This is a genomic window from Aurantiacibacter zhengii (assembly GCF_003584125.1).
GTDB lineage: Bacteria > Pseudomonadota > Alphaproteobacteria > Sphingomonadales > Sphingomonadaceae > Alteraurantiacibacter > Alteraurantiacibacter zhengii.
Genome location: NZ_QXFL01000003.1, coordinates 191,439 through 208,635, shown reverse-complemented (window position 1 = coordinate 208,635; position 17,197 = coordinate 191,439). Strand labels below are relative to the sequence as shown.

19 protein-coding genes are annotated in these 17,197 nt (G+C 63.5%); 4 read left to right on the top strand and 15 right to left on the bottom strand.

Going from position 1 to position 17,197, the window contains the following annotated elements; all coding sequences use genetic code 11:
• The first annotated feature begins 234 nt into the window (after window positions 1–234).
• Genes D2V07_RS08150 through D2V07_RS08140 form a run of 3 tightly spaced genes read left to right on the top strand, consistent with a single transcriptional unit; the run spans window position 235 to window position 1,983 of the window.
• Complete coding sequence (locus tag D2V07_RS08150; protein ID WP_119586480.1) at window positions 235–675, top strand: TIGR01244 family sulfur transferase; 441 nt, start codon at window positions 235–237, stop codon at window positions 673–675.
• Window positions 676–679: 4 nt separating this feature from the next.
• Complete coding sequence (locus D2V07_RS08145; RefSeq protein ID WP_119586479.1) at window positions 680–1,072, top strand: hypothetical protein; 393 nt, start codon at window positions 680–682, stop codon at window positions 1,070–1,072.
• A complete protein-coding gene (locus D2V07_RS08140) occupies window positions 1,072–1,983 on the top strand; it encodes a sterol desaturase family protein (protein WP_119586478.1) in 912 nt (303 codons plus the stop codon). The genes D2V07_RS08145 and D2V07_RS08140 overlap by 1 nt, the downstream gene beginning before the upstream one ends.
• On the opposite strand, the gene D2V07_RS08135 is transcribed toward D2V07_RS08140, so the two are convergent.
• The 9 genes from D2V07_RS08135 to D2V07_RS08095 form a co-directional block, all read right to left on the bottom strand.
• A complete protein-coding gene (locus D2V07_RS08135; RefSeq protein ID WP_119586477.1) occupies window positions 1,976–2,314 on the bottom strand; it encodes a P-II family nitrogen regulator in 339 nt (112 codons plus the stop codon). The two genes, D2V07_RS08140 and D2V07_RS08135, sit on opposite strands and share 8 nt — an antisense overlap.
• Before the next feature lie 214 nt (window positions 2,315–2,528).
• The gene (locus tag D2V07_RS08130) at window positions 2,529–3,878 is read right to left on the bottom strand and encodes an ammonium transporter family protein (protein ID WP_119586476.1); all 1,350 of its coding nucleotides are present in this window, start codon (window positions 3,876–3,878) and stop codon (window positions 2,529–2,531) included.
• A 17-nt stretch (window positions 3,879–3,895) separates the two neighbouring features.
• Entirely contained in the window at window positions 3,896–4,234 is a 339-nt protein-coding gene (locus tag D2V07_RS08125) for a P-II family nitrogen regulator (RefSeq protein ID WP_119586475.1), read from the bottom strand.
• 178 nt (window positions 4,235–4,412) lie between these two features.
• Window positions 4,413–5,099 (bottom strand): endonuclease/exonuclease/phosphatase family protein, encoded by a 687-nt coding sequence (locus D2V07_RS08120; RefSeq protein ID WP_119586474.1) that lies wholly within the window; start codon window positions 5,097–5,099, stop codon window positions 4,413–4,415.
• Window positions 5,099–5,671: a pyridoxamine 5'-phosphate oxidase family protein gene (locus D2V07_RS08115; protein ID WP_119586473.1), complete on the bottom strand. Its 573-nt coding sequence runs from the start codon at window positions 5,669–5,671 to the stop codon at window positions 5,099–5,101. Before D2V07_RS08115 ends, D2V07_RS08120 begins: the two co-directional genes overlap by 1 nt.
• A 31-nt stretch (window positions 5,672–5,702) precedes the next feature.
• Complete coding sequence (locus D2V07_RS08110) at window positions 5,703–7,244, bottom strand: peptide chain release factor 3 (RefSeq protein WP_119586472.1); 1,542 nt, start codon at window positions 7,242–7,244, stop codon at window positions 5,703–5,705.
• Window positions 7,245–7,247: 3 nt separating this feature from the next.
• A complete protein-coding gene (pheT, locus tag D2V07_RS08105; RefSeq protein WP_119586471.1) occupies window positions 7,248–9,638 on the bottom strand; it encodes a phenylalanine--tRNA ligase subunit beta in 2,391 nt (796 codons plus the stop codon).
• Window positions 9,635–10,735: a phenylalanine--tRNA ligase subunit alpha gene (gene pheS, locus D2V07_RS08100; RefSeq protein ID WP_119586470.1), complete on the bottom strand. Its 1,101-nt coding sequence runs from the start codon at window positions 10,733–10,735 to the stop codon at window positions 9,635–9,637. The genes pheT and pheS overlap by 4 nt, the downstream gene beginning before the upstream one ends.
• A gap of 90 nt (window positions 10,736–10,825) precedes the next feature.
• Entirely contained in the window at window positions 10,826–11,662 is an 837-nt protein-coding gene (locus tag D2V07_RS08095; protein ID WP_119586469.1) for a helix-turn-helix domain-containing protein, read from the bottom strand.
• A 383-nt stretch (window positions 11,663–12,045) separates the two neighbouring features.
• Here D2V07_RS08095 and D2V07_RS08090 point away from each other — a divergent pair, with 383 nt between their 5' ends.
• On the top strand, window positions 12,046–12,927 hold the full coding sequence (locus D2V07_RS08090) for an SH3 domain-containing protein (protein ID WP_119586468.1): 882 nt from the start codon (window positions 12,046–12,048) through the stop codon (window positions 12,925–12,927).
• Between the two features lie 134 nt (window positions 12,928–13,061).
• On the opposite strand, the gene rplT is transcribed toward D2V07_RS08090, so the two are convergent.
• From rplT to D2V07_RS08060, 6 genes are all read right to left on the bottom strand, one after another.
• Window positions 13,062–13,421: a 50S ribosomal protein L20 gene (gene rplT / locus D2V07_RS08085; protein ID WP_119586467.1), complete on the bottom strand. Its 360-nt coding sequence runs from the start codon at window positions 13,419–13,421 to the stop codon at window positions 13,062–13,064.
• Between the two features lie 23 nt (window positions 13,422–13,444).
• The gene (gene rpmI / locus D2V07_RS08080) at window positions 13,445–13,648 is read right to left on the bottom strand and encodes a 50S ribosomal protein L35 (RefSeq protein WP_119586734.1); all 204 of its coding nucleotides are present in this window, start codon (window positions 13,646–13,648) and stop codon (window positions 13,445–13,447) included.
• Window positions 13,649–13,777: 129 nt separating this feature from the next.
• Window positions 13,778–14,206: a gamma-glutamylcyclotransferase family protein gene (locus D2V07_RS08075; RefSeq protein WP_119586466.1), complete on the bottom strand. Its 429-nt coding sequence runs from the start codon at window positions 14,204–14,206 to the stop codon at window positions 13,778–13,780.
• Window positions 14,206–14,985, bottom strand: coding sequence for an inositol monophosphatase family protein (locus tag D2V07_RS08070; protein WP_119586465.1), 780 nt, complete (start codon window positions 14,983–14,985; stop codon window positions 14,206–14,208). The genes D2V07_RS08075 and D2V07_RS08070 overlap by 1 nt, the downstream gene beginning before the upstream one ends.
• A 1-nt stretch (window position 14,986) precedes the next feature.
• Window positions 14,987–15,922, bottom strand: coding sequence for a ribose-phosphate pyrophosphokinase (locus tag D2V07_RS08065; RefSeq protein ID WP_119586464.1), 936 nt, complete (start codon window positions 15,920–15,922; stop codon window positions 14,987–14,989).
• A gap of 695 nt (window positions 15,923–16,617) precedes the next feature.
• Complete coding sequence (locus tag D2V07_RS08060) at window positions 16,618–17,181, bottom strand: hypothetical protein (RefSeq protein WP_147366921.1); 564 nt, start codon at window positions 17,179–17,181, stop codon at window positions 16,618–16,620.
• Window positions 17,182–17,197: the final 16 nt, after the last annotated feature.

Sequence of the window (17,197 nt, the reverse complement as noted above, 5' to 3'; positions counted from 1 at the left end):
GTCAAAGTTGCAGCTGATGACACGAGCGAAATGGTCAACAACCGGGACCGACGGACCTGCCCAGTCGCTCCGACGGACGTTTATAACGAAGAATCAGGCGAGACGCGAATGTTTTAAGATTACGGGTCTGTGACAGACCTGCAACGCGGCCGGGCTTGCCCTTGCCTGTCGCTTGTTCCATTCGGATTGCCCGCAGGACCGCATCTTCGCCGCCCTGCCTCTCAGGGAGGTTTCATGTCGGATTTCAAGCGCCTCAGCGACACAGTATGGGCCAGCCCGCAGATCGATGCGGACGATGTCGCGGATGCTGCGCAACAGGGTTTCACCATGATCGTGAACAACCGGCCCGATGCGGAGCAGGATGGCCAGCCGTCCGGGGCGCAGATAGAACAAACGGCAACCGCGAACGGGCTGGCCTATGTCGCCATTCCCATCGACCATGCGGGCTTCAGTCAACCGCAGGTGGATGCCATGGTCGAAGCGCTGGACCAGGCCGATGACAAGGTGTTGGCGTACTGCCGGTCCGGAACCCGCTCGACTTTTCTGTGGGCGCTGGCCCAGGCGCACCGGGGCGAAGATCCGTCCGCGCTAACCGAAGCTGCGCTTGCCGCCGGGTACGACATCACCGCCATCGTGCCGATGCTCGAAATGCTGTCCGCAAAGGCGCGCGACTGACGCCATGCCGGGTGCGCTGCCGCAGCTGCTTGGATCGCTGGTGGCCGTTGTGGCCATTGTCGCGGTGACATGGGCACTGGGATTCCGGCGGGCGGCCCGAATCGAATCGCACGACGAGGCGCGAGAGCTGTTCAGCCTTGCGCCCGGCGGTTTCGAGCCAGTGGCGATAGAGCTCGACAGGCAAGGGCGCGCGGCCATCGCGCGCGACCGGCAGGGCCGCGTGGCGGTGCTCGTGCCTCACGGCAACCAGTTCGTTTTTCGCCTGCTCGCACCTGGCTCCCCGATCTCGGCCGAGGGCGGCGTGCTAGCGATCCGCGCACTGCCCGCTGTGAAAATCGAACCAGAGGGCGACGCGCGGGTCTGGGCCAATACTGACAGCAGTGATAATAGCGGCTGATGCCGTTCGATCCTGTTGCCTATGCGATTCCCGTTTTCGTTGCGCTGATACTGGGCGAGTTACTGTGGTCGCGGCTGCGCGGTTCGCACCAGGCCTATGAATGGCGCGACACTGGAACGTCGCTCGCCGTCGGTCTCGGCAGCACAATTGCCGGCGCGCTGACAGGCGGACTCACCGCCGCGCTGCTGGTTTGGGTGCATGGTTTCGCGCCGCTCTCCATCGGCTGGGTGTGGTGGGCCTGGCCACTTTGCTTCGTGCTGGACGACCTGGCCTATTACGTCTTTCACCGCAGCGCCCACCGCGTGCGCTGGTTCTGGGCCAGCCACGTCAACCATCATTCGAGCCAGCACTACAACCTTTCGACCGCCCTGCGGCAGAGCTGGACGGGTTTCGTCGCCGCGTCGTTCGTTTTCCGCCTGCCGCTGGCGCTGGCAGGGTTCGAGCCGGGAATGATACTGGCCTGCGCTGGTATCAACTTGATCTACCAGTTCTGGATACACACGGAAGCGGTGGAGCGTATGCCGCGCTGGTTCGAAGCGGTAATGAACACGCCTTCGCACCACCGCGTGCACCATGCCGTGAACGCCCGCTACCTAGATCGTAACTATGCCGGGGTTTTCATCATATGGGACCGGATGTTCGGGACATTCGCCCCGGAGGATACCGAGGATCGCATCCGCTACGGCCTTGTCGGCCAGCTGGGCAGCTTCAACCTCTTCTACGTCGTGTTCCATGAATGGATCGGCATCGCCCGTGACGTGTGGCGCGCGCCCTGGCGTCACAAGCTGGCATACCTGTGGCGCGAACCGGGCTGGAGCCACGATGACAGCCGCGAAACGTCAGAGATGATTCGCCGGCGATGGAAGTCGCGAACGCCCGAGCCAAACAGCCGCGATCGACCGGTCAGATAGCCAGTTCGCCGGTTTCCCCTGTGCGGATGCGGGTGACGCCGCCCACCTCGAGGACGAAGATCTTCCCATCGCCGATCGATCCGGTGTTCGCGGCCTCGCGGATGGTTTCCACGATCTTGGGCGCGATATCGTCGCTTGCCACGATTTCCAGGCGCACCTTGGGCAGCATGTTCACCGCATACTCGGCACCGCGATAGATTTCCGTCTGGCCCTTCTGCCGACCGAAGCCCTTAGCCTCGCAGACCGTCATGCCTGCCACCCCAATGTCCGCCAGCGCCTCGCGCACTTCTTCCAGCTTGAACGGCTTGATGATGGCGACGATCATTTTCATGCGCGAATTCCCTGTAAGATCCCGAGCTCGCTATCGTGAGCGGGTTGTAACCTCCTTGTAACCGGACACCCGCCCCCGCGCGCAACAAAAAAAGGGCCGGAGCAGCGAAGCTCCGGCCCATTGTGAGTTGTACGTTCGCAGGAGGAACGAGTGTTGGCGGGGTCGGGAGGGAGAGGAGAGAGGTGGTTCCCGCCCCCGCCAATTCGGTGAAGGGTCAGCCCTGGTTGGCGAGACCCGGATAGGCTTCCACGCCGGTTTCGTGGATGTCGAGACCGGCAAGTTCGATCTCTTCGGAGGGACGCAGGCCGATGGTGGTCTTGAGAACCAGCCAGATGACACCGGAAGCGACACTGACCCAGACCATGGTGAGCAGCACGCCCACGAGCTGGCCGACAAAGGTTGCGTCACCCGTCCAGGCCACGATCAGCGTGCCCCAGATACCGGCAACAAGGTGAACCGGGATAGCGCCGACGACGTCGTCGATCTTGAACTTGTCGAGCAGCGGCACGGTGAAGACCACGATGGCACCCCCGATCATGCCGATCAGGATCGACTGCCCGACGGTGGGAGCCAACGGCTCTGCGGTGATCGACACGAGGCCGGCCAGCGCACCGTTCATGGCCATGGTCACGTCGGCCTTCTTGTAACGCAGCTGTGTCAGGATGATCGCGATCACCACGCCGCCGCAGGCCGCCATGTTGGTATTCACGAAAATCTTCGACACGTCGGATACGTCACCCACGGTGCCCATCGCCAGCTGCGATGCGCCGTTGAAGCCGAACCAGCCGAGCCAGAGGATGAAGGTGCCGAGCGTTGCCAGCGGGATGTTGGTGCCTGGGAACACATTGACCATGCCATTGGCGCCGTAGCGACCGAGGCGCGGGCCGAGGATCAGCGCGCCGACCAGGGCAGCCCAGCCGCCGGTGGAGTGAACCAGGGTGGAACCGGCGAAGTCGGAGAAGCCCCAGACGCTGTCGAGGTAGCCGCCACCCCATTCCCAGCTCACCACGACCGGATAGATCACGGCGGTAAGGATGGTCACGAAGATGAAGAACGGCACGATCTTGATGCGTTCGGCCAGCGTGCCCGAAACGATAGAGGCGGTGGTGGCGCAGAAGACCATCTGGAAGAACCAGTCGGATGCCACCGAATAGCCGGTATCGAGATCGGCGGAGCCAACGTCCTGCATGCCGTAGACGGTGCCAGCCATGCCGAACAGGCCCATGCTATCCTCGCCGAAGCCGGGATAGGCAATGTTGTAGCCGATGATCCAGAACATCAGGCCGGCGATAGCGTAGAGGCCGATGTTCTTGAGACACTGGGTCGAGGTGTTCTTGGCGCGCACGAGGCCCGCCTCGAGCATGGCGAAGCCTGCCGCCATCCACATCACCAGGAAGCCGCCGATAAGGAACAGCAGCGTGTTGAAGATATAGGCGGTGCCCCCGCCTACGGCGTCAGCCGCCACTGTGGCGGCGGCATCGGCAGCCGGGGCCGCGAAGGCCGGGCTGGATGCAAGCAGCGCGGTCGCAGCGACGGCGCCGGTCTTGAGAATTGCTGATTTCATTTTGTCTGACCCCCTGATCACAACGCGGTTTCGTCGGTTTCGCCGGTGCGGATCCGCATGGTCGAAGCGAGTTCGAGCACGAAGATCTTGCCGTCGCCGATGCTCTGCGTGCTGGCGGTTTCCTGGATGGTCTCGACGACCTTCGGCATGAGCTCATCGCTAACCGCGATTTCCAGCTTCACCTTGGGAAGCATGTTCACCGAGTACTCGGCACCGCGGTAGATCTCGGTTTGCCCCTTCTGGCGGCCGAACCCCTTCACTTCCGACACGGTCATGCCGGCGACGCCCAGACCGGCGAGTGCCTCGCGCACCTCGTCGAGCTTGAATGGTTTGATGATGGCGATGACGAATTTCATCCCTGACCCCTATGACTTGCCGGGTCGCTCCCGGCCGCAGATGCTGCAATGCAACAGCCGTGCCAGAAGCAGGGAGGTGATAATTTACGGGAACTTGGCGCGGCGATGAGGGTTGCAGCCCCCGCCCGAAGCCCAAAACACAGGCACCGCGCCTATTTTTTGGGCACTGCCTTTCGCGTCAAAGCGTCAGCGCGACCTTTATGGGAAGGTGGTCCGATGCCTGCCGGGCCAGCGGGCTCGTGTGGACCTGTGCGTGATCCAGCGACCAATGCGGCGTATGCATCAGGCGGTCCAACGCCAGCAGCGGCCTGCGGGCGGGAAAGCTCCTGCCGGGCTCCACCATTTCCCAGTGCGCGGCCAGTCCCCGCACGCCGCCGATGGGCCTGATCCATTCATTGCAGTCGCCCAGCATCACGGCGGGCAGGCCGGGCGCGCGGCTGTTGTTGCAAAGATGGGCGAACTGGCGTTTGCGTCGCAGGCCCGACAGATCGAGATGCATGCAGGTCACGCAGATCTGCTGGCCATCGACACGCAACTGCGCCCGCACCGCGCCGCGCGGTTCCAGCCGGGGCAATGTCTCGGATTCGACCTCAATCACCTCCAGGCCGTCGCGCACGAGCAGCGCATTGCCGTGCCAGCCCATGCTGGCGGGCTTTGTCGAATGGGAGGCTACTTGGTAGCCCGCACTTTCCAGTTCCTGGCGATTGAGCACCGCCCGCCGGGTGCCGAATCGCTCGTCGACTTCCTGCAGCGCGATGACATCCGCCTGCAGTTCCTCGATCACCGACAGGATGCGATCCGGGTCGCGGCGCCGGTCCAGTCCCACGCCCTTGTGAATATTGTAGCTGGCGAAGGTGAGCTGCATCAGCCCTCCTGCGGCAGGTTCCCGGCGATGTAACGGTCGGTGGGGCGCGTTGGCAGCCCATCGATGCTTTCGCGGCGGTTTGAGTGTTTGGTCGCCCATTTCTGCGGATCGACACCGGTATGCGCTTTCAGCAGCGTCTGCCGCTCGCGCTCGAACTCCATGAACGGCACGCCCCATCCGCAGGACGTCTGCACGCTTTCGATTTCGATATCGAAGATCTGACGGGTGCCGGGAAGCAGGGTGAAATGCCTTGCGATGGCATCCCAGCCACTGTCCGACGGCAACACCGGTTTTCCCGCACCGTAGATCTGCAGGATGAGCGCTGGCTGCTGGAAATTGCAGAACATCAGCGTGATCCGGCCATCGGCCAGCAGGTGCGCGTTGGTCTCGTTTCCCGAACCGGCAAGGTCGAGATAGCCGACACGCGTTGGCGAGAGCACCCGAAAGGCGTCGTATCCCTTGGGCGAGAGATTGATGCGTGCGCCTGGTGCAGAGGTGGCGACGAAAAAGACCGGCTGGGCCTCGATCATCGCGATATGTTTCTCGTTCAGTGCTTCGAAAAAGTCGGCCATGGGCAAAGACTACGCGCAAGGCGCCGCCGTGTCACCGCTCCTTGGTGGCAGAAAATGCGAGGTCGGGATTCTTCTCTTCCTGGTAGCCCACGTCCCACGCGCTCTTGGCCATGAAGACGAGGTCGCCATCGCGGTCGCGCGCAAGGTTGCCCTGGTTGAACTTTTCGAAATCGCGCAGCGCCGCGTCGGTGCCCTTCAGCCATCGCGCCGTGGCGAAAGGGGAAGCCTCGAGCGCGGCATCGACCTTGTATTCCGCACCCAGCCGCGAAATCAGCACGTCGAGCTGCAACTGGCCAACGACGCCCACGATGCTGCTGCCGCCGATCTCGGGGTAGAAGACCTGGATCACGCCTTCTTCTGAAAGGTCATCCAGCGCCTTGCGCAACTGCTTTGTCTTGGTCGGATCCTTCAACTGCACGCGGCGCAGGATTTCCGGCGCGAAGTTGGGCAGGCCGGTGAAGCGGATTTCGTTCTTCTCGCTCAGCGTATCGCCCACACGCAAGGTGCCGTGGTTGGGAATGCCGATGATGTCGCCCGGCTCCGCCGTATCGGCAATCTCGCGGTCCTGCGCAAAAAACAGGATTGGCGAGTGGACGGCGATGGGCTTGCCCAGGCCGCTGGGGGTCAGCTTCATGCCGCGTTTGAAAGTCCCCGACACCTGCCGCATGAAGGCGATGCGGTCGCGGTGGTTGGGGTCCATGTTGGCCTGCACCTTGAAGATGAAGCCGGAGACCTCATCGTGTTCCGGACCGATCTTCTCTTCGCCTGCGGGTTGCGGGCGCGGCGGCGGCGCGATTCGGGCGATCGCATCGATCAGTTCCTCGACGCCGAGGTTCTTCAGCGCCGATCCGAAATAGACCGGCGTCAGATCACCGTTGCGATAGGCTTCCAGGTCGAATTCCGGATACCCCGCCTGCGCCAGCTGGTACTCTTCCTCGAAGTTGCCGGAGATTGCCGCCTGATCCAGCGGGTCGCGCATGCCCAGGTACTCGTTCGATCCGCCTTCCACGCGTGCGACTTCCTGTGTGCGGAAATCCAGCAGGCCTTCGAACAGGCCGCCCATGCCGATGGGCCACATCTGCGGGCTGACATCCAGCGCCAGCATGTCGGCCACTTCGTCCATCGTTTCGAACGGGTCGCGGCCTTCTCGGTCCACCTTGTTGACGAAGGTGATGATCGGAACCGAACGCAGGCGGCAGACTTCGAACAGCTTGCGCGTCTGCGGCTCGATACCCTTGGCCGCGTCGATCACCATAATGGCGGAATCGACAGCAGTCAGGGTGCGGTAGGTGTCTTCGGAGAAATCCTCGTGCCCCGGCGTGTCGAGAAGGTTGAAGGTGATGGTCTCACCGTCATATTCCTTCTCGAACGTCATCACGGACGAGGTGACGGAGATACCGCGCTGCTGCTCGATCTTCATCCAGTCGGACCGGGCACGACGCGCCGCGCCGCGCGCTTTCACCAGTCCCGCCTGATGGATCGCCCCGCCCTGCAGCAGCAGCTTTTCCGTCAGCGTGGTCTTACCCGCGTCAGGGTGCGAGATGATCGCGAAGGTCCTACGGTTCGAGGTCATGGATCAGCCGCGCAGTTCCGCGCCCTGCCTGGCAGCAGCGGCCACGACCTTGTCGCTGATCGCTTTCAGCTCTTCGTCCTTGAACGACTTCTCACCCGGTTGCAGCGTTACTTCGATGGCGATGGACTTCTTCTCCTCGGGCACGCCCTGTCCGGCGAACACATCGAAGACGCGCGCGTCCACGATGTTGGCCTTGTCCGCGCCTCTTACAGCGCGCAGCAGGTCTGCCGACGCCAGGTCTTCCGGCACGAGGAAGGCAAAGTCGCGCTCCACCGACTGCAGGGCAGGCGGAGCGAAATCGGGCTTCTCGAACCCGGCCTTGCCCTTCTTGGCAGGAATAGCGTCGAGGTAAATCTCGACGGCAACCACTGGCCCATCGATATCGAAGGCATCGAGCGTTGCGGGATGCAGCGCGCCAAAGCGGGCGAGCACGTTTTTGGGACCAAGGCGGAGTGTGGCGGACTGGCCGGGGTGGAACTGGCCACCGGCCTCTCCCATCACCATCAGCTTGTCGACCGGTGCGCCGGCTTCGGCCAGCAGCGCTTCCGCCTCGGCCTTGCCATCGAAGGCGTCGAACTTCGCCGCCTTGCCGCTGGCCCAGCCACGCGGTGTCTTCTCACCAGCGAGCAGCACGCAAAGTGTGGGATGCTCGTCACTCGATCCATCCTGCGCGCGCAGGTAGCGGCGACCCACTTCGAACAGGCGTACACCGGCAGCGCCGCGATCGGCATTGCGCTTCGCCGCGCTCAGCAGGCCGGGGATGAGCGAGGGGCGCATGGCCTTCATGTCCTCGCTGATGGGGTTGTCGAGCACCCACAGCGCATCGCCATCGGCGAAATGCTCCGCCTGCTGGGTCGGCAGGAAAGACCAGGTCACCGCTTCGTTCAGACCGCGCGAGGCAGCGCTGCGACGCAGGCGGCGTTCCAGCGCCTGCATCGGCGTGGCGGTGGGTCGGGCAACGCCTTCGGCTCGCGGCAGGGCCACACTGGCCACCTTATCGAGGCCGTAGATACGCACGACTTCCTCGACGAGATCGGCTGCGCTTTCGATGTCGTGACGACGCGGCGGACAGGTGACTTTCCAGTCCGCGCCCACGCCGAAATCGAGCGCTTCGAGGATGCGCTTCTGCTCGGCCTCGGGCACGTCCACCCCGCCAAGGCGCGCAGTCAGGCCCGGATCGAAAGCGATTACCTTCGGCTCCGTCGGCGGAGTTCCGGCGCGAACGATCTTGCTCGCTTCGCCGCCGCAGAAACGCTGGATCAGGCTGGTGAGAGTTTCCAGCCCCTCGTCCAGCCACGCCGGGTCCACCCCGCGCTCGAACCGGGTGCGGGCATCGGTGGCGAGGCCCAGCTTGCGGCCCGTCACGCCGATGGCTTCGGGATCGAAATAGGCGATTTCCAGCAATACGTCGGTCGTCTCGGGCTGCACCGAAGACTCTTCGCCGCCCATGATGCCCCCAATATCGTGCACGCCGTTATCGTCGGCGATCACGGTCATGGTGGAATCGAGAGTGTAGGTCTTCTCGTTCAGCGCCAGCACCTGCTCGCCGTCTTCGGCGCGGCGGGCGACCACCGAGCCGGAGAGCTTGGCAAGGTCATAGACGTGAGCCGGGCGACCGAAGGCCAGCATCATGTAATTGGTGATGTCCACCAGTGTGCTGATCGGGCGCTGGCCAGCCGCCATAAGGCGCTTCTGCATCCATTCGGGGCTTTCCCCGTTGGTCACGCCCTTGATGACGCGGCCGTAGAACGCCGGGCAACCCTCGGGATCGTCGGTGCGGATTTCCACCGGGCAGGGGAAGGTCGCAGCAACGCTATTTGCGTCGATGGACTTCAGCGTACCAAGGCCTGCCGCGGCAAGATCGCGGGCAATGCCGTATACGCCCATGCAATCGGGACGGTTGGGCGTGATCGCAACATCGAACACCGGCGATGCGCCGTGGTAATCGGCGAAAGCTTCGCCCACCGGCGCATCTTCCGGCAATTCGATGATGCCTTCGTGGGCGTCGCCCAATTCCAGCTCTCGCACGGAGCACATCATGCCATTTGATTCGACGCCGCGAATCTCCGACTTGCGCAGCTTCATGCCGTTGGCCGGAACCACGGCCCCGGCAACGCCCAGCACGCCCTTCATGCCGGCGCGGGCATTGGGCGCGCCGCAGACCACGGTCAGCGGATCGCCCTCACCCGTGGATACGGTGAGCACCTGAAGCTTATCGGCATCGGGATGCGGCTTCGCGGTCAGCACCTCTGCCACGCGGAAGCCTTCCAGCTTGTCGGCCGGATCCTCGATATCTTCCACTTCGATGCCGATGGCATTCAGCTTGGCGGCGATTTCGGCGACGGTAGCCTCGGTCTCGAGGAAATAGGTCAGCCATTCGAGCGAGAACTTCATGCTTTCGCTCCTACACCGGCGGAAAGGGTCGGCTGGTCGAACGGGCTGAAGCCATAGTGCGCCAGCCAGCGGGAATCCCCGTCGAAGAAGGCGCGCAGGTCATCCATCCCGTATTTCAGCATGGCAAGACGATCCACGCCAAGGCCCCAGGCAAAGCCCTGCCATTCGTCGGGGTCGAGACCGGCAAATTCGATCACGCGCCGGTTCACCATGCCGCTGCCCAGCAGTTCCATCCAGCCGTGACCCGGCTCGTCACCGCTGCCGCCGAGGATGCGCTTGCCATTCTCGATGGCGAAACCGACGTCGACTTCGACGCTCGGCTCGGTGAAGGGGAAGTAACTGGGTCGCAGGCGCAGGACGATGTCTTCGGTCTCGAAGAAGGCCTTGAGGAAAGTTTCCAGCGTCCACTTCAGGTGGCCGAGGTGAATGTCCCGGTCGATCACCAAGCCCTCGATCTGGTGGAACATCGGCGTATGCGTGGCATCGCTGTCGGAACGGTAGACGCGGCCGGGCGCAATGATGCGCAGCGGAGCGCCTTCAGCCATCATCGTGCGCACCTGCACCGGGCTGGTGTGCGTGCGCAGCAGCATCTTGCCGCCCTTGGGCGCGGTATCGGGGAAATAGAACGTGTCGTGCATCGCGCGGGCCGGGTGGCTTTCCGGCATGTTGAGCGCGGTGAAGTTGTACCAGTCGTCCTCGATCTCCGGCCCGGTGGCCACGGCGAAGCCGAGGTCGGCGAAAATCTCCGCCAGTTCGTCCATCACCTGGCTTACCGGGTGTACGCTGCCCTTGGGTGCGGTCGGCGCGGGCAGTGTCAGGTCGATCGTTTCGGTAGCAAGGCGCGCTTCGAGCTCGGCCGCTTCCAGCTCTTCCTTGCGCGCGGCCAATGCATCGGCAACCGTCTGGCGCATCGACTGGATGGCGGGCGCCTTCTCCTGCCGTTCCTCCGGGCTCATCTTGCCGAGCGTTTTCAGCAGGCCGGAAATGCTGCCCTGCTTACCGAGATATTCGACGCGCATCGCCTCCAGCGCGTTCAGGTCTGCGGCCCCGGCAATGCGGGCATTTGCCTCGTGGGCCATTTGTTCGTGGTCGGACATGGATACTTCGATTTGTTTTTGCGGACAGGCCGCGCCTGTTAGCCGCCATGCCGCCCGTGCCCAAGCCCTAAATGAGGGCAATCGACCGCCTCAGCGCTGGTGCGCGCCCTGCTCTTCGAGACGATGGGCGATGATCGCATTGGGCAAGGGGTGAGGCAATCTCGCGTATTTACTGGGAGTCATCCCCATGAAGGCGCGAAAATCGCGCACGAAATGCGCCTGGTCGACATAGTGATCGTCCAGCGAAGCGCTCCATGTACGATCCGGGTCTAGGGAAAACTTGCCCAAGCTGCGCAGGAACCGCTGGCGCCGCAACAGGAGCTTTGGCGAAAAACCGAAATAGCGCGAGGCCAGACGTTCGATAGTACGGCGGCTGGCTCCCACCTTCTGTGCCAGCGTATCCACGTCACCGATCTCCGGATCGCGCAGGGCCAGGTAGAGGGCCGTAACCATTTCCTCATGCGGGTTGGACGCTGGCTGCGCATCGATCAGGTACTGTTCTATCGACCTCGCAGTAACTTCGGGATCACCCACACCCCCCTCGACCAGTCGCTGAATGGGGGCAAATCGCGACAGCGCGGGCAAGGTCGCTCCATCGTGTAACTGGTTGGCAACGGCACTGGCCGGGCCTTCGACATAACGCGCCCAGCCTGCCGGTTTCAGCCCGATGCTCCACGACCGCGAGTTGCCAAGACGAAGACGCACCGCCCGGCTCGTCGGTCCGTGTGCGGAACATCGCGCCAGCGGTTGCATGGGGTCACCCCACAGCGCCGCTCGGTGCTGCTCCCCGCTGGCAAGAAAATTGATACTTGCCCAGTCGGGATAATGGCAGTCCGCCACCTGATCCTTTTCGGGGACATCGACCGTAAAGAAGTACAGCGACCCGAAATAGTCGTGCAGGCGCGAGTCAAGGTTGAAGACCCGCACCTCTATTCCGTCACCCTGCTTCGTTGCTGCTGAGATTTATCTTCCCCACAAAAAGTCCCCGCGCATCGAAAACAGCGCGCTGCCTAGCACTTCCTTCACTTCGCAAGCAAGTCGCTGCCATCCCTGCGAATTGATGGGAAACAAAGCCGACTCGAACAATCATCGCCTTGACAAAGGCGAGAGATTTTTCGGTGCGATCGGAGATTGTGCCCACTGAATGCGTGCACCTTGCCCGACAATTGGGGCCGGTACGATGAAAAGCGCCGTAACCTAGATGACAAGCGCTGTTAGGTTTCGCTGCGCCACTTGTTCACCGCTGCGATTGCGATTGTCCTCCACTTGCGCGGCGTTTCGACCGCGAACAGTCTAGCAGGGGATACGCAATGTCTACTTTAAGAAATGCCGCCGTATGCGCAGGCCTGGCCGCCATCGCGCTGGCACCCGCACCCGCTCTGGCGGACGATGAAGAGGTACAGCTTGTTCGGTGTGAGGAGAGTCTGGGCACCATCGCCCTGGTCGACAGTCCGAACGCAGGATGGAGCCAGTGGGATCTTGGCAGTCCGCGAATGCTGGTGTCGCGGCTCGCTGCCGAATCCGGTTGCTTCACGCCGCACAGCGGAGCCGACGGCACACCGGCCCAGTTCCTTCTGACCGCGATCGCCGGCACGCAGGAGGAGGTCGATCAGGGGATCAACGTGGCGACCGGCGTTGCCCGGGAGGCGCTGGTACGATCCGGCGCTGCTGGAGCCGTTCTTTCGCGCGTCCCCTTCGGCGGCGCCGCTCTGGGCATGCTCGGCGGCCTTGGCGGCAGGCGGACGACCGTTGCCGCGGCGCTGACCGTGGTCAGCCCGGCCACCGGCCAGCCGCTGGCGGCGGGCACGGGATCCGTGCGCAGTTCCAGCCTGAGCTTTCGCGGCTCCGGCGGTGCTGCCAACCGCGCACTGGCCGACAGCGTTGGCTATTCCGATAGCGGCAACGGCCGCAAACTCACCGAGGCTTTCATCATCGCCTTCAATCAGCTGGTAGACCAGCGTGCCGCGCTGGCAGCCGCTCCCTCGGCGCCCGCACCTGCTGCGGCCGAACCGGCGGCGACCGTGGCGACCGACACTATCATGCGCGACAGCCCCAGTTCCGAGGGCGCAGAAATACGCTCCCTTCGCGAGGGGACTCAGTTGACGCCGTCGGGACGCCGCGAAGGGCTGTGGATCGAGGTATCCGACAATTTCGGCACCAGTGGCTGGGTATCGGTCGAAGACCTGCTCTGACGCTGACCATCTGCGCAGCGGGCGGGCTTCTGCTCAAGCGATCCCGGCGGGAGCACGCCTGCCTGCAAAAGCGAAGGGCGCGGATGGCATCTGCCAACCGCGCCCTTTTGCTGTTCGAAAGCCGTTGTCCGCGATCAAGCGGGCAGAGCGTCCTTGGCCTGCTTGATGATCAGGCCGAAAGCTTCGGCTTCGTTCATCGCCAGGTCGGCCATGACCTTCCGGTCCAGCTCGATACCGGCAAGCTTCACGCCATGCATGAACTGCGAGTAGGTCAAACCTTCGGGACGCACGGCGGCGTTGATGCGCTGGATCCACAGGGCGCGGAAATTGCGCTTCTTAACCTTGCGGTCGCGATAGGCGTACTGGCCGGCCTTTTCGACGGCCTGACGGGCGACGCGGATCGTATTCTTGCGACGGCCGCGGTAACCCTTGGCCTGATCGAGAATACGCTTGTGCTTCTGGCGGGTGGTCACACCACGTTTAATGCGAGGCATATCTTTTCTCCTTTAAACCCGGCTCAATCGAGACCGTAGGGCGCCCACTTCTTCACAGCACTCCAGTCTGCCTTGGACAGGACCTTGGTGCCGCGCTGCTGGCGGATATACTTGGCATTGTGGCTGATCAGGCGGTGGCGCTTGCCGGCGACACCATGCTTGACCTTGCCGGTGGCGGTGAGCTTGAAGCGCTTCTTCACGCCGCTCTTGGTCTTCAGCTTGGGCATTTTCATCTCCTTTGCAGAGACACGTCCAACCAGCCCTGGCAGCCCTTTCAGCCAGACCGGAAGATAATCACGTGTCAGTGAAGGGCGCGCATTTAGCGATTCTGCGGCGAATTGCAAGCGAAGTCGGACTTAGCGCGACCCGATCGGCCTGCGCCCCGTATCCTCCAGCCACCGCGCAAAGCTGCCGCCTTCAATGGGCACCGCATCCGCTGGCACTTCGCGCGCATAGCAATAGGCTTGGGCATCCACCACCAGGGCATTAGGAAGCATGACGGGAATGGTCTTGCGGCGATACTCCGCGTCCGGGCCATCGTGGGCGTCTTCGAACGCGTCCATCGCCTGCCATTCGACCGCCCCCGCCTCGTGCACCACGCCATGTACCTCGCCGCCTTCGGGATCGGGCAGGAGGATCGGATACCAGCCGCCATCCTCGCCTTGGACGGCGTAGAGCGCGCCGCGCGTGGTGGCAGGCAAGCCGTCGTCGAGGGCGGCGACCAATTCGGCTGCGCGGCCCTTTGCCAACTTCTTTATGAGTACGCCGTAAACGAACAGGCGCATCAGTTGCCTCCCATCGCCTCCAGCACGTCTTCCAGCCGCGCGGGATCGCCCAACGCCAGCACGCTGCCGTCGCTGCCAGCGTGCAGAGGCTCCCCCGCCCAGTCGCACATCATCCCGCCTGCGCCTTCCACAATAGGCACCAGTGCGGCGTAATCGTGCAGTTTGAGCCCCGCCTCGCACACGATGTCGAGGTGACCGGAGGCAAGGCAGGCGTAATTGTAGCAGTCGCCGCCCATCACCATGCGCTTGTGATCGGTCTTGGCCGCCAGCATCATGAAAATGTCGCCCTCGGTCTGGCTGAAATAGTGCGGCCCGGTGGTGGCGATGCTGGCCGCCGAGAGCTCGCGGCAGCGCCGGGTTTCGACCCGCTTGCCGTTGAACGTGGTGGCTTGCCCGGCAATGCCCAGCCAGCGCTCGCCCGCAATTGGCTGGTCGAGCATCCCCAGCACCGGGAAGCCGTCCACCAGCAACGCGATCAGCGTGCCGAAGATCGGGCGACCGGCCAGGAAGGCGGTAGTGCCGTCGATGGGGTCGAGCACCCACTGGCGGCCCGTGACACCGTCCTTCACGCCGAATTCCTCGCCGTGGATGCCGTCGCCGGAAAACTCCGCCTCGATAAGCTTGCGCATCGCCTCCTCGGCGTTGCGGTCGGCAATCGTCACGGGCGAGGCATCGTCCTTTGCCTCGCTATCCACGCCCGAACGAAACAGCGGCACGATCTCGGCCCGCGCCGCATCGGCAAGGCGGTGGGCAAGGGCGATTTCGGCGTCGAGGTTCACGTCAGTCGAACAGGCTGGAAACGCTGCTTTCGTCGGCGATGCGGCGGATCGCCTCGCCCAGCAGCGGGGCGATGGGCAGGATGCGGATGCGGTCGGAATCCTTCGCGGCGTCGGTCGGCTGGATGGAATCGGAAATCACCAGCTCCTTCAGCGCGGACTTGTTCACGCGGGCCACCGCGCCGCCCGACAGCACGCCGTGGGTGATATAGGCCGTCACCGATTTCGCGCCCTGATCCAGCAGCGCCTGCGCCGCGTTGCACAGGGTGCCGCCCGAATCGACTATATCGTCGATCAAGATGCAGGCGCGGCCCTTCACATCGCCGATGATGTTCATCACCTCGCTCTCGCCCGGGCGGTCGCGCCGTTTGTCGACGATGGCGAGCGGGGCGTTGTCCAGCCGCTTGGCCAGAGCGCGGGCGCGCACCACGCCGCCCACATCGGGAGACACGACCATCAGGTCCCCGTCGCCGTAACGCGCCTGGATATCGGCAGCCATGGTGGGCGCGGCGTAGAGGTTGTCGGTGGGAATATCGAAGAAGCCCTGGATCTGCCCCGCGTGCAGGTCCACCGCCAGCACGCGGTCTGCCCCTGCCTCGGTAATCAGGTTGGCGACCAGCTTGGCCGAGATCGGCGTGCGCGGGCCGGGCTTCCGGTCCTGCCGGGCATAGCCGAAGTAGGGCACGACGGCAGTGATGCGCTTGGCAGACGCGCGGCGCAGCGCGTCGATCCCGATCAGCAATTCCATCAGGTTGTCGTTCGCCGGGAAGCTGGTGGACTGGACGATGAACACGTCCTCCCCGCGCACGTTTTCGTGAATCTCGATGAACACCTCCTCGTCGGCGAAGCGGCGGACGCTGGCGTCGGTGAGGGGGACTTCGAGATAGCCGGCAATGGCACGGGCGAGCGGCAGGTTGGAATTGCCGGACATGATTTTCATGGATGCGAATCCCTCAGGCGATACGGACGGGTCCGCCCTAGCCGAGAGTCATGGAATTGCAACGTGGAGGCCCGTTGTTTTGCGCGAGTGTTTGCTTTTCGCTCCGACCTCCGTCGGAGCGTCCTCGCTAGACGCGCTCCGCTACGCTACGCGCCCGCTGCGGGCGCGCGTTCGCCCTTGCGGTCGGCTGGGCGCCGACCGAGCCCGCGCTTACCTAGGAGGCCAAGATAGAAAACGGACATTGCCGAACTTCTGGAATGGGGTGGAAAGCGGACATTGGCCTCTAGTTCATCTCTTCGCCACTAGGCACTTTGTCGTTACCAAAGCCCCAAAATTCCGTCGCACCGGCATTCTTGAGGCTTTGGAGAACACATGCAGCAGCATCGTAGTCTGCAGAACCGCTGTCAGGTCCAACCTGTGGTTGGAAATAGACGTCCGACCCTTGGACACTCGTCCACTCTCTCGGTGCATGGCAACTGTCAGAAATATTGTCTGCCTCGGTCTGCGTTATGCCTTCTCTGTCCCCGCTGGGAGAAGGGCGCACGCAAGCCGACAAGATTAGGCCGAACGCAATGACAAAAGTATTCCGCGTTCTTCTGTCCATGTTGTCGATCATAGCCCGGACTCGAATGACCGCTATGGGGTCGTTAGCAGACTGGCCGCTTTTGGCGGGGCACAAAGCCCATGCAACCGCCTCAACGACGATCGTCGGCTCCGGGCTGGTCGATGATCGCTTCCGAGGGGTTTTCCTGCGTCCTCTTGCGCAGCAGATCGCGCGCCGCGGCGGCGCGCAGGAAGCTGGCGGCGAAACGCGTCGCCACGCTCAGCGCAAGGAGCACGGCGATATTGCCCAGCACGCCCCAGCTGGCAGAGAACAGCGCGGCCAGTATCCCGGTGAACACCACGCCGATGCCTGCCAGCAGCACGCCCAGGATGACGCCGAGCATTCCCCACTCGATATAGGTCGAGGCCAGCGCATAGAGCCAGAGGCTGATCCCGAACAGGAGCGAGGCGAATCCGAACAGGCCGCTCGCCAGTGCGCGGGTTGCCGGGATGAACGCGAGCGGGACAAGGGCGAGGGACACCAGCGCCGCAGCGCCGATCAGGTCGGGTATCCAGCCCAGCGCCCACACGCTGAACTCGGCAGCGCCGAACAGCAGCAGGACAGGCACGGCGACAATCGCCAGCAGCACCACCCCGCCGATGACCGAGAGGCCAAGGGGCGAAACGCGAAATGTCCTGACTTTTATTCCTGCCATTGGCTGACCCTGATCT

What these genes read in the sequence shown, in the direction of transcription:
- D2V07_RS08090 (WP_119586468.1), top strand. Translation starts at nt 12,046, where the DNA reads ATGTCTACTTTAAGAAATGCCGCCGTATGCGCAGGCCTGGCCGCCATC.
- D2V07_RS08065 (WP_119586464.1), bottom strand. Translation starts at nt 15,922, where the DNA reads ATGAAAATCATGTCCGGCAATTCCAACCTGCCGCTCGCCCGTGCCATT.
- D2V07_RS08135 (WP_119586477.1), bottom strand. Translation starts at nt 2,314, where the DNA reads ATGAAAATGATCGTCGCCATCATCAAGCCGTTCAAGCTGGAAGAAGTG.
- D2V07_RS08120 (WP_119586474.1), bottom strand. Translation starts at nt 5,099, where the DNA reads ATGCAGCTCACCTTCGCCAGCTACAATATTCACAAGGGCGTGGGACTG.
- pheS (WP_119586470.1), bottom strand. Translation starts at nt 10,735, where the DNA reads ATGTCCGACCACGAACAAATGGCCCACGAGGCAAATGCCCGCATTGCC.
- D2V07_RS08075 (WP_119586466.1), bottom strand. Translation starts at nt 14,206, where the DNA reads ATGCGCCTGTTCGTTTACGGCGTACTCATAAAGAAGTTGGCAAAGGGC.
- rpmI (WP_119586734.1), bottom strand. Translation starts at nt 13,648, where the DNA reads ATGCCCAAGCTGAAGACCAAGAGCGGCGTGAAGAAGCGCTTCAAGCTC.
- D2V07_RS08115 (WP_119586473.1), bottom strand. Translation starts at nt 5,671, where the DNA reads ATGGCCGACTTTTTCGAAGCACTGAACGAGAAACATATCGCGATGATC.
- D2V07_RS08060 (WP_147366921.1), bottom strand. Translation starts at nt 17,181, where the DNA reads ATGGCAGGAATAAAAGTCAGGACATTTCGCGTTTCGCCCCTTGGCCTC.
- D2V07_RS08150 (WP_119586480.1), top strand. Translation starts at nt 235, where the DNA reads ATGTCGGATTTCAAGCGCCTCAGCGACACAGTATGGGCCAGCCCGCAG.
- D2V07_RS08140 (WP_119586478.1), top strand. Translation starts at nt 1,072, where the DNA reads ATGCCGTTCGATCCTGTTGCCTATGCGATTCCCGTTTTCGTTGCGCTG.
- D2V07_RS08145 (WP_119586479.1), top strand. Translation starts at nt 680, where the DNA reads ATGCCGGGTGCGCTGCCGCAGCTGCTTGGATCGCTGGTGGCCGTTGTG.
- D2V07_RS08110 (WP_119586472.1), bottom strand. Translation starts at nt 7,244, where the DNA reads ATGACCTCGAACCGTAGGACCTTCGCGATCATCTCGCACCCTGACGCG.
- pheT (WP_119586471.1), bottom strand. Translation starts at nt 9,638, where the DNA reads ATGAAGTTCTCGCTCGAATGGCTGACCTATTTCCTCGAGACCGAGGCT.
- rplT (WP_119586467.1), bottom strand. Translation starts at nt 13,421, where the DNA reads ATGCCTCGCATTAAACGTGGTGTGACCACCCGCCAGAAGCACAAGCGT.
- D2V07_RS08125 (WP_119586475.1), bottom strand. Translation starts at nt 4,234, where the DNA reads ATGAAATTCGTCATCGCCATCATCAAACCATTCAAGCTCGACGAGGTG.
- D2V07_RS08130 (WP_119586476.1), bottom strand. Translation starts at nt 3,878, where the DNA reads ATGAAATCAGCAATTCTCAAGACCGGCGCCGTCGCTGCGACCGCGCTG.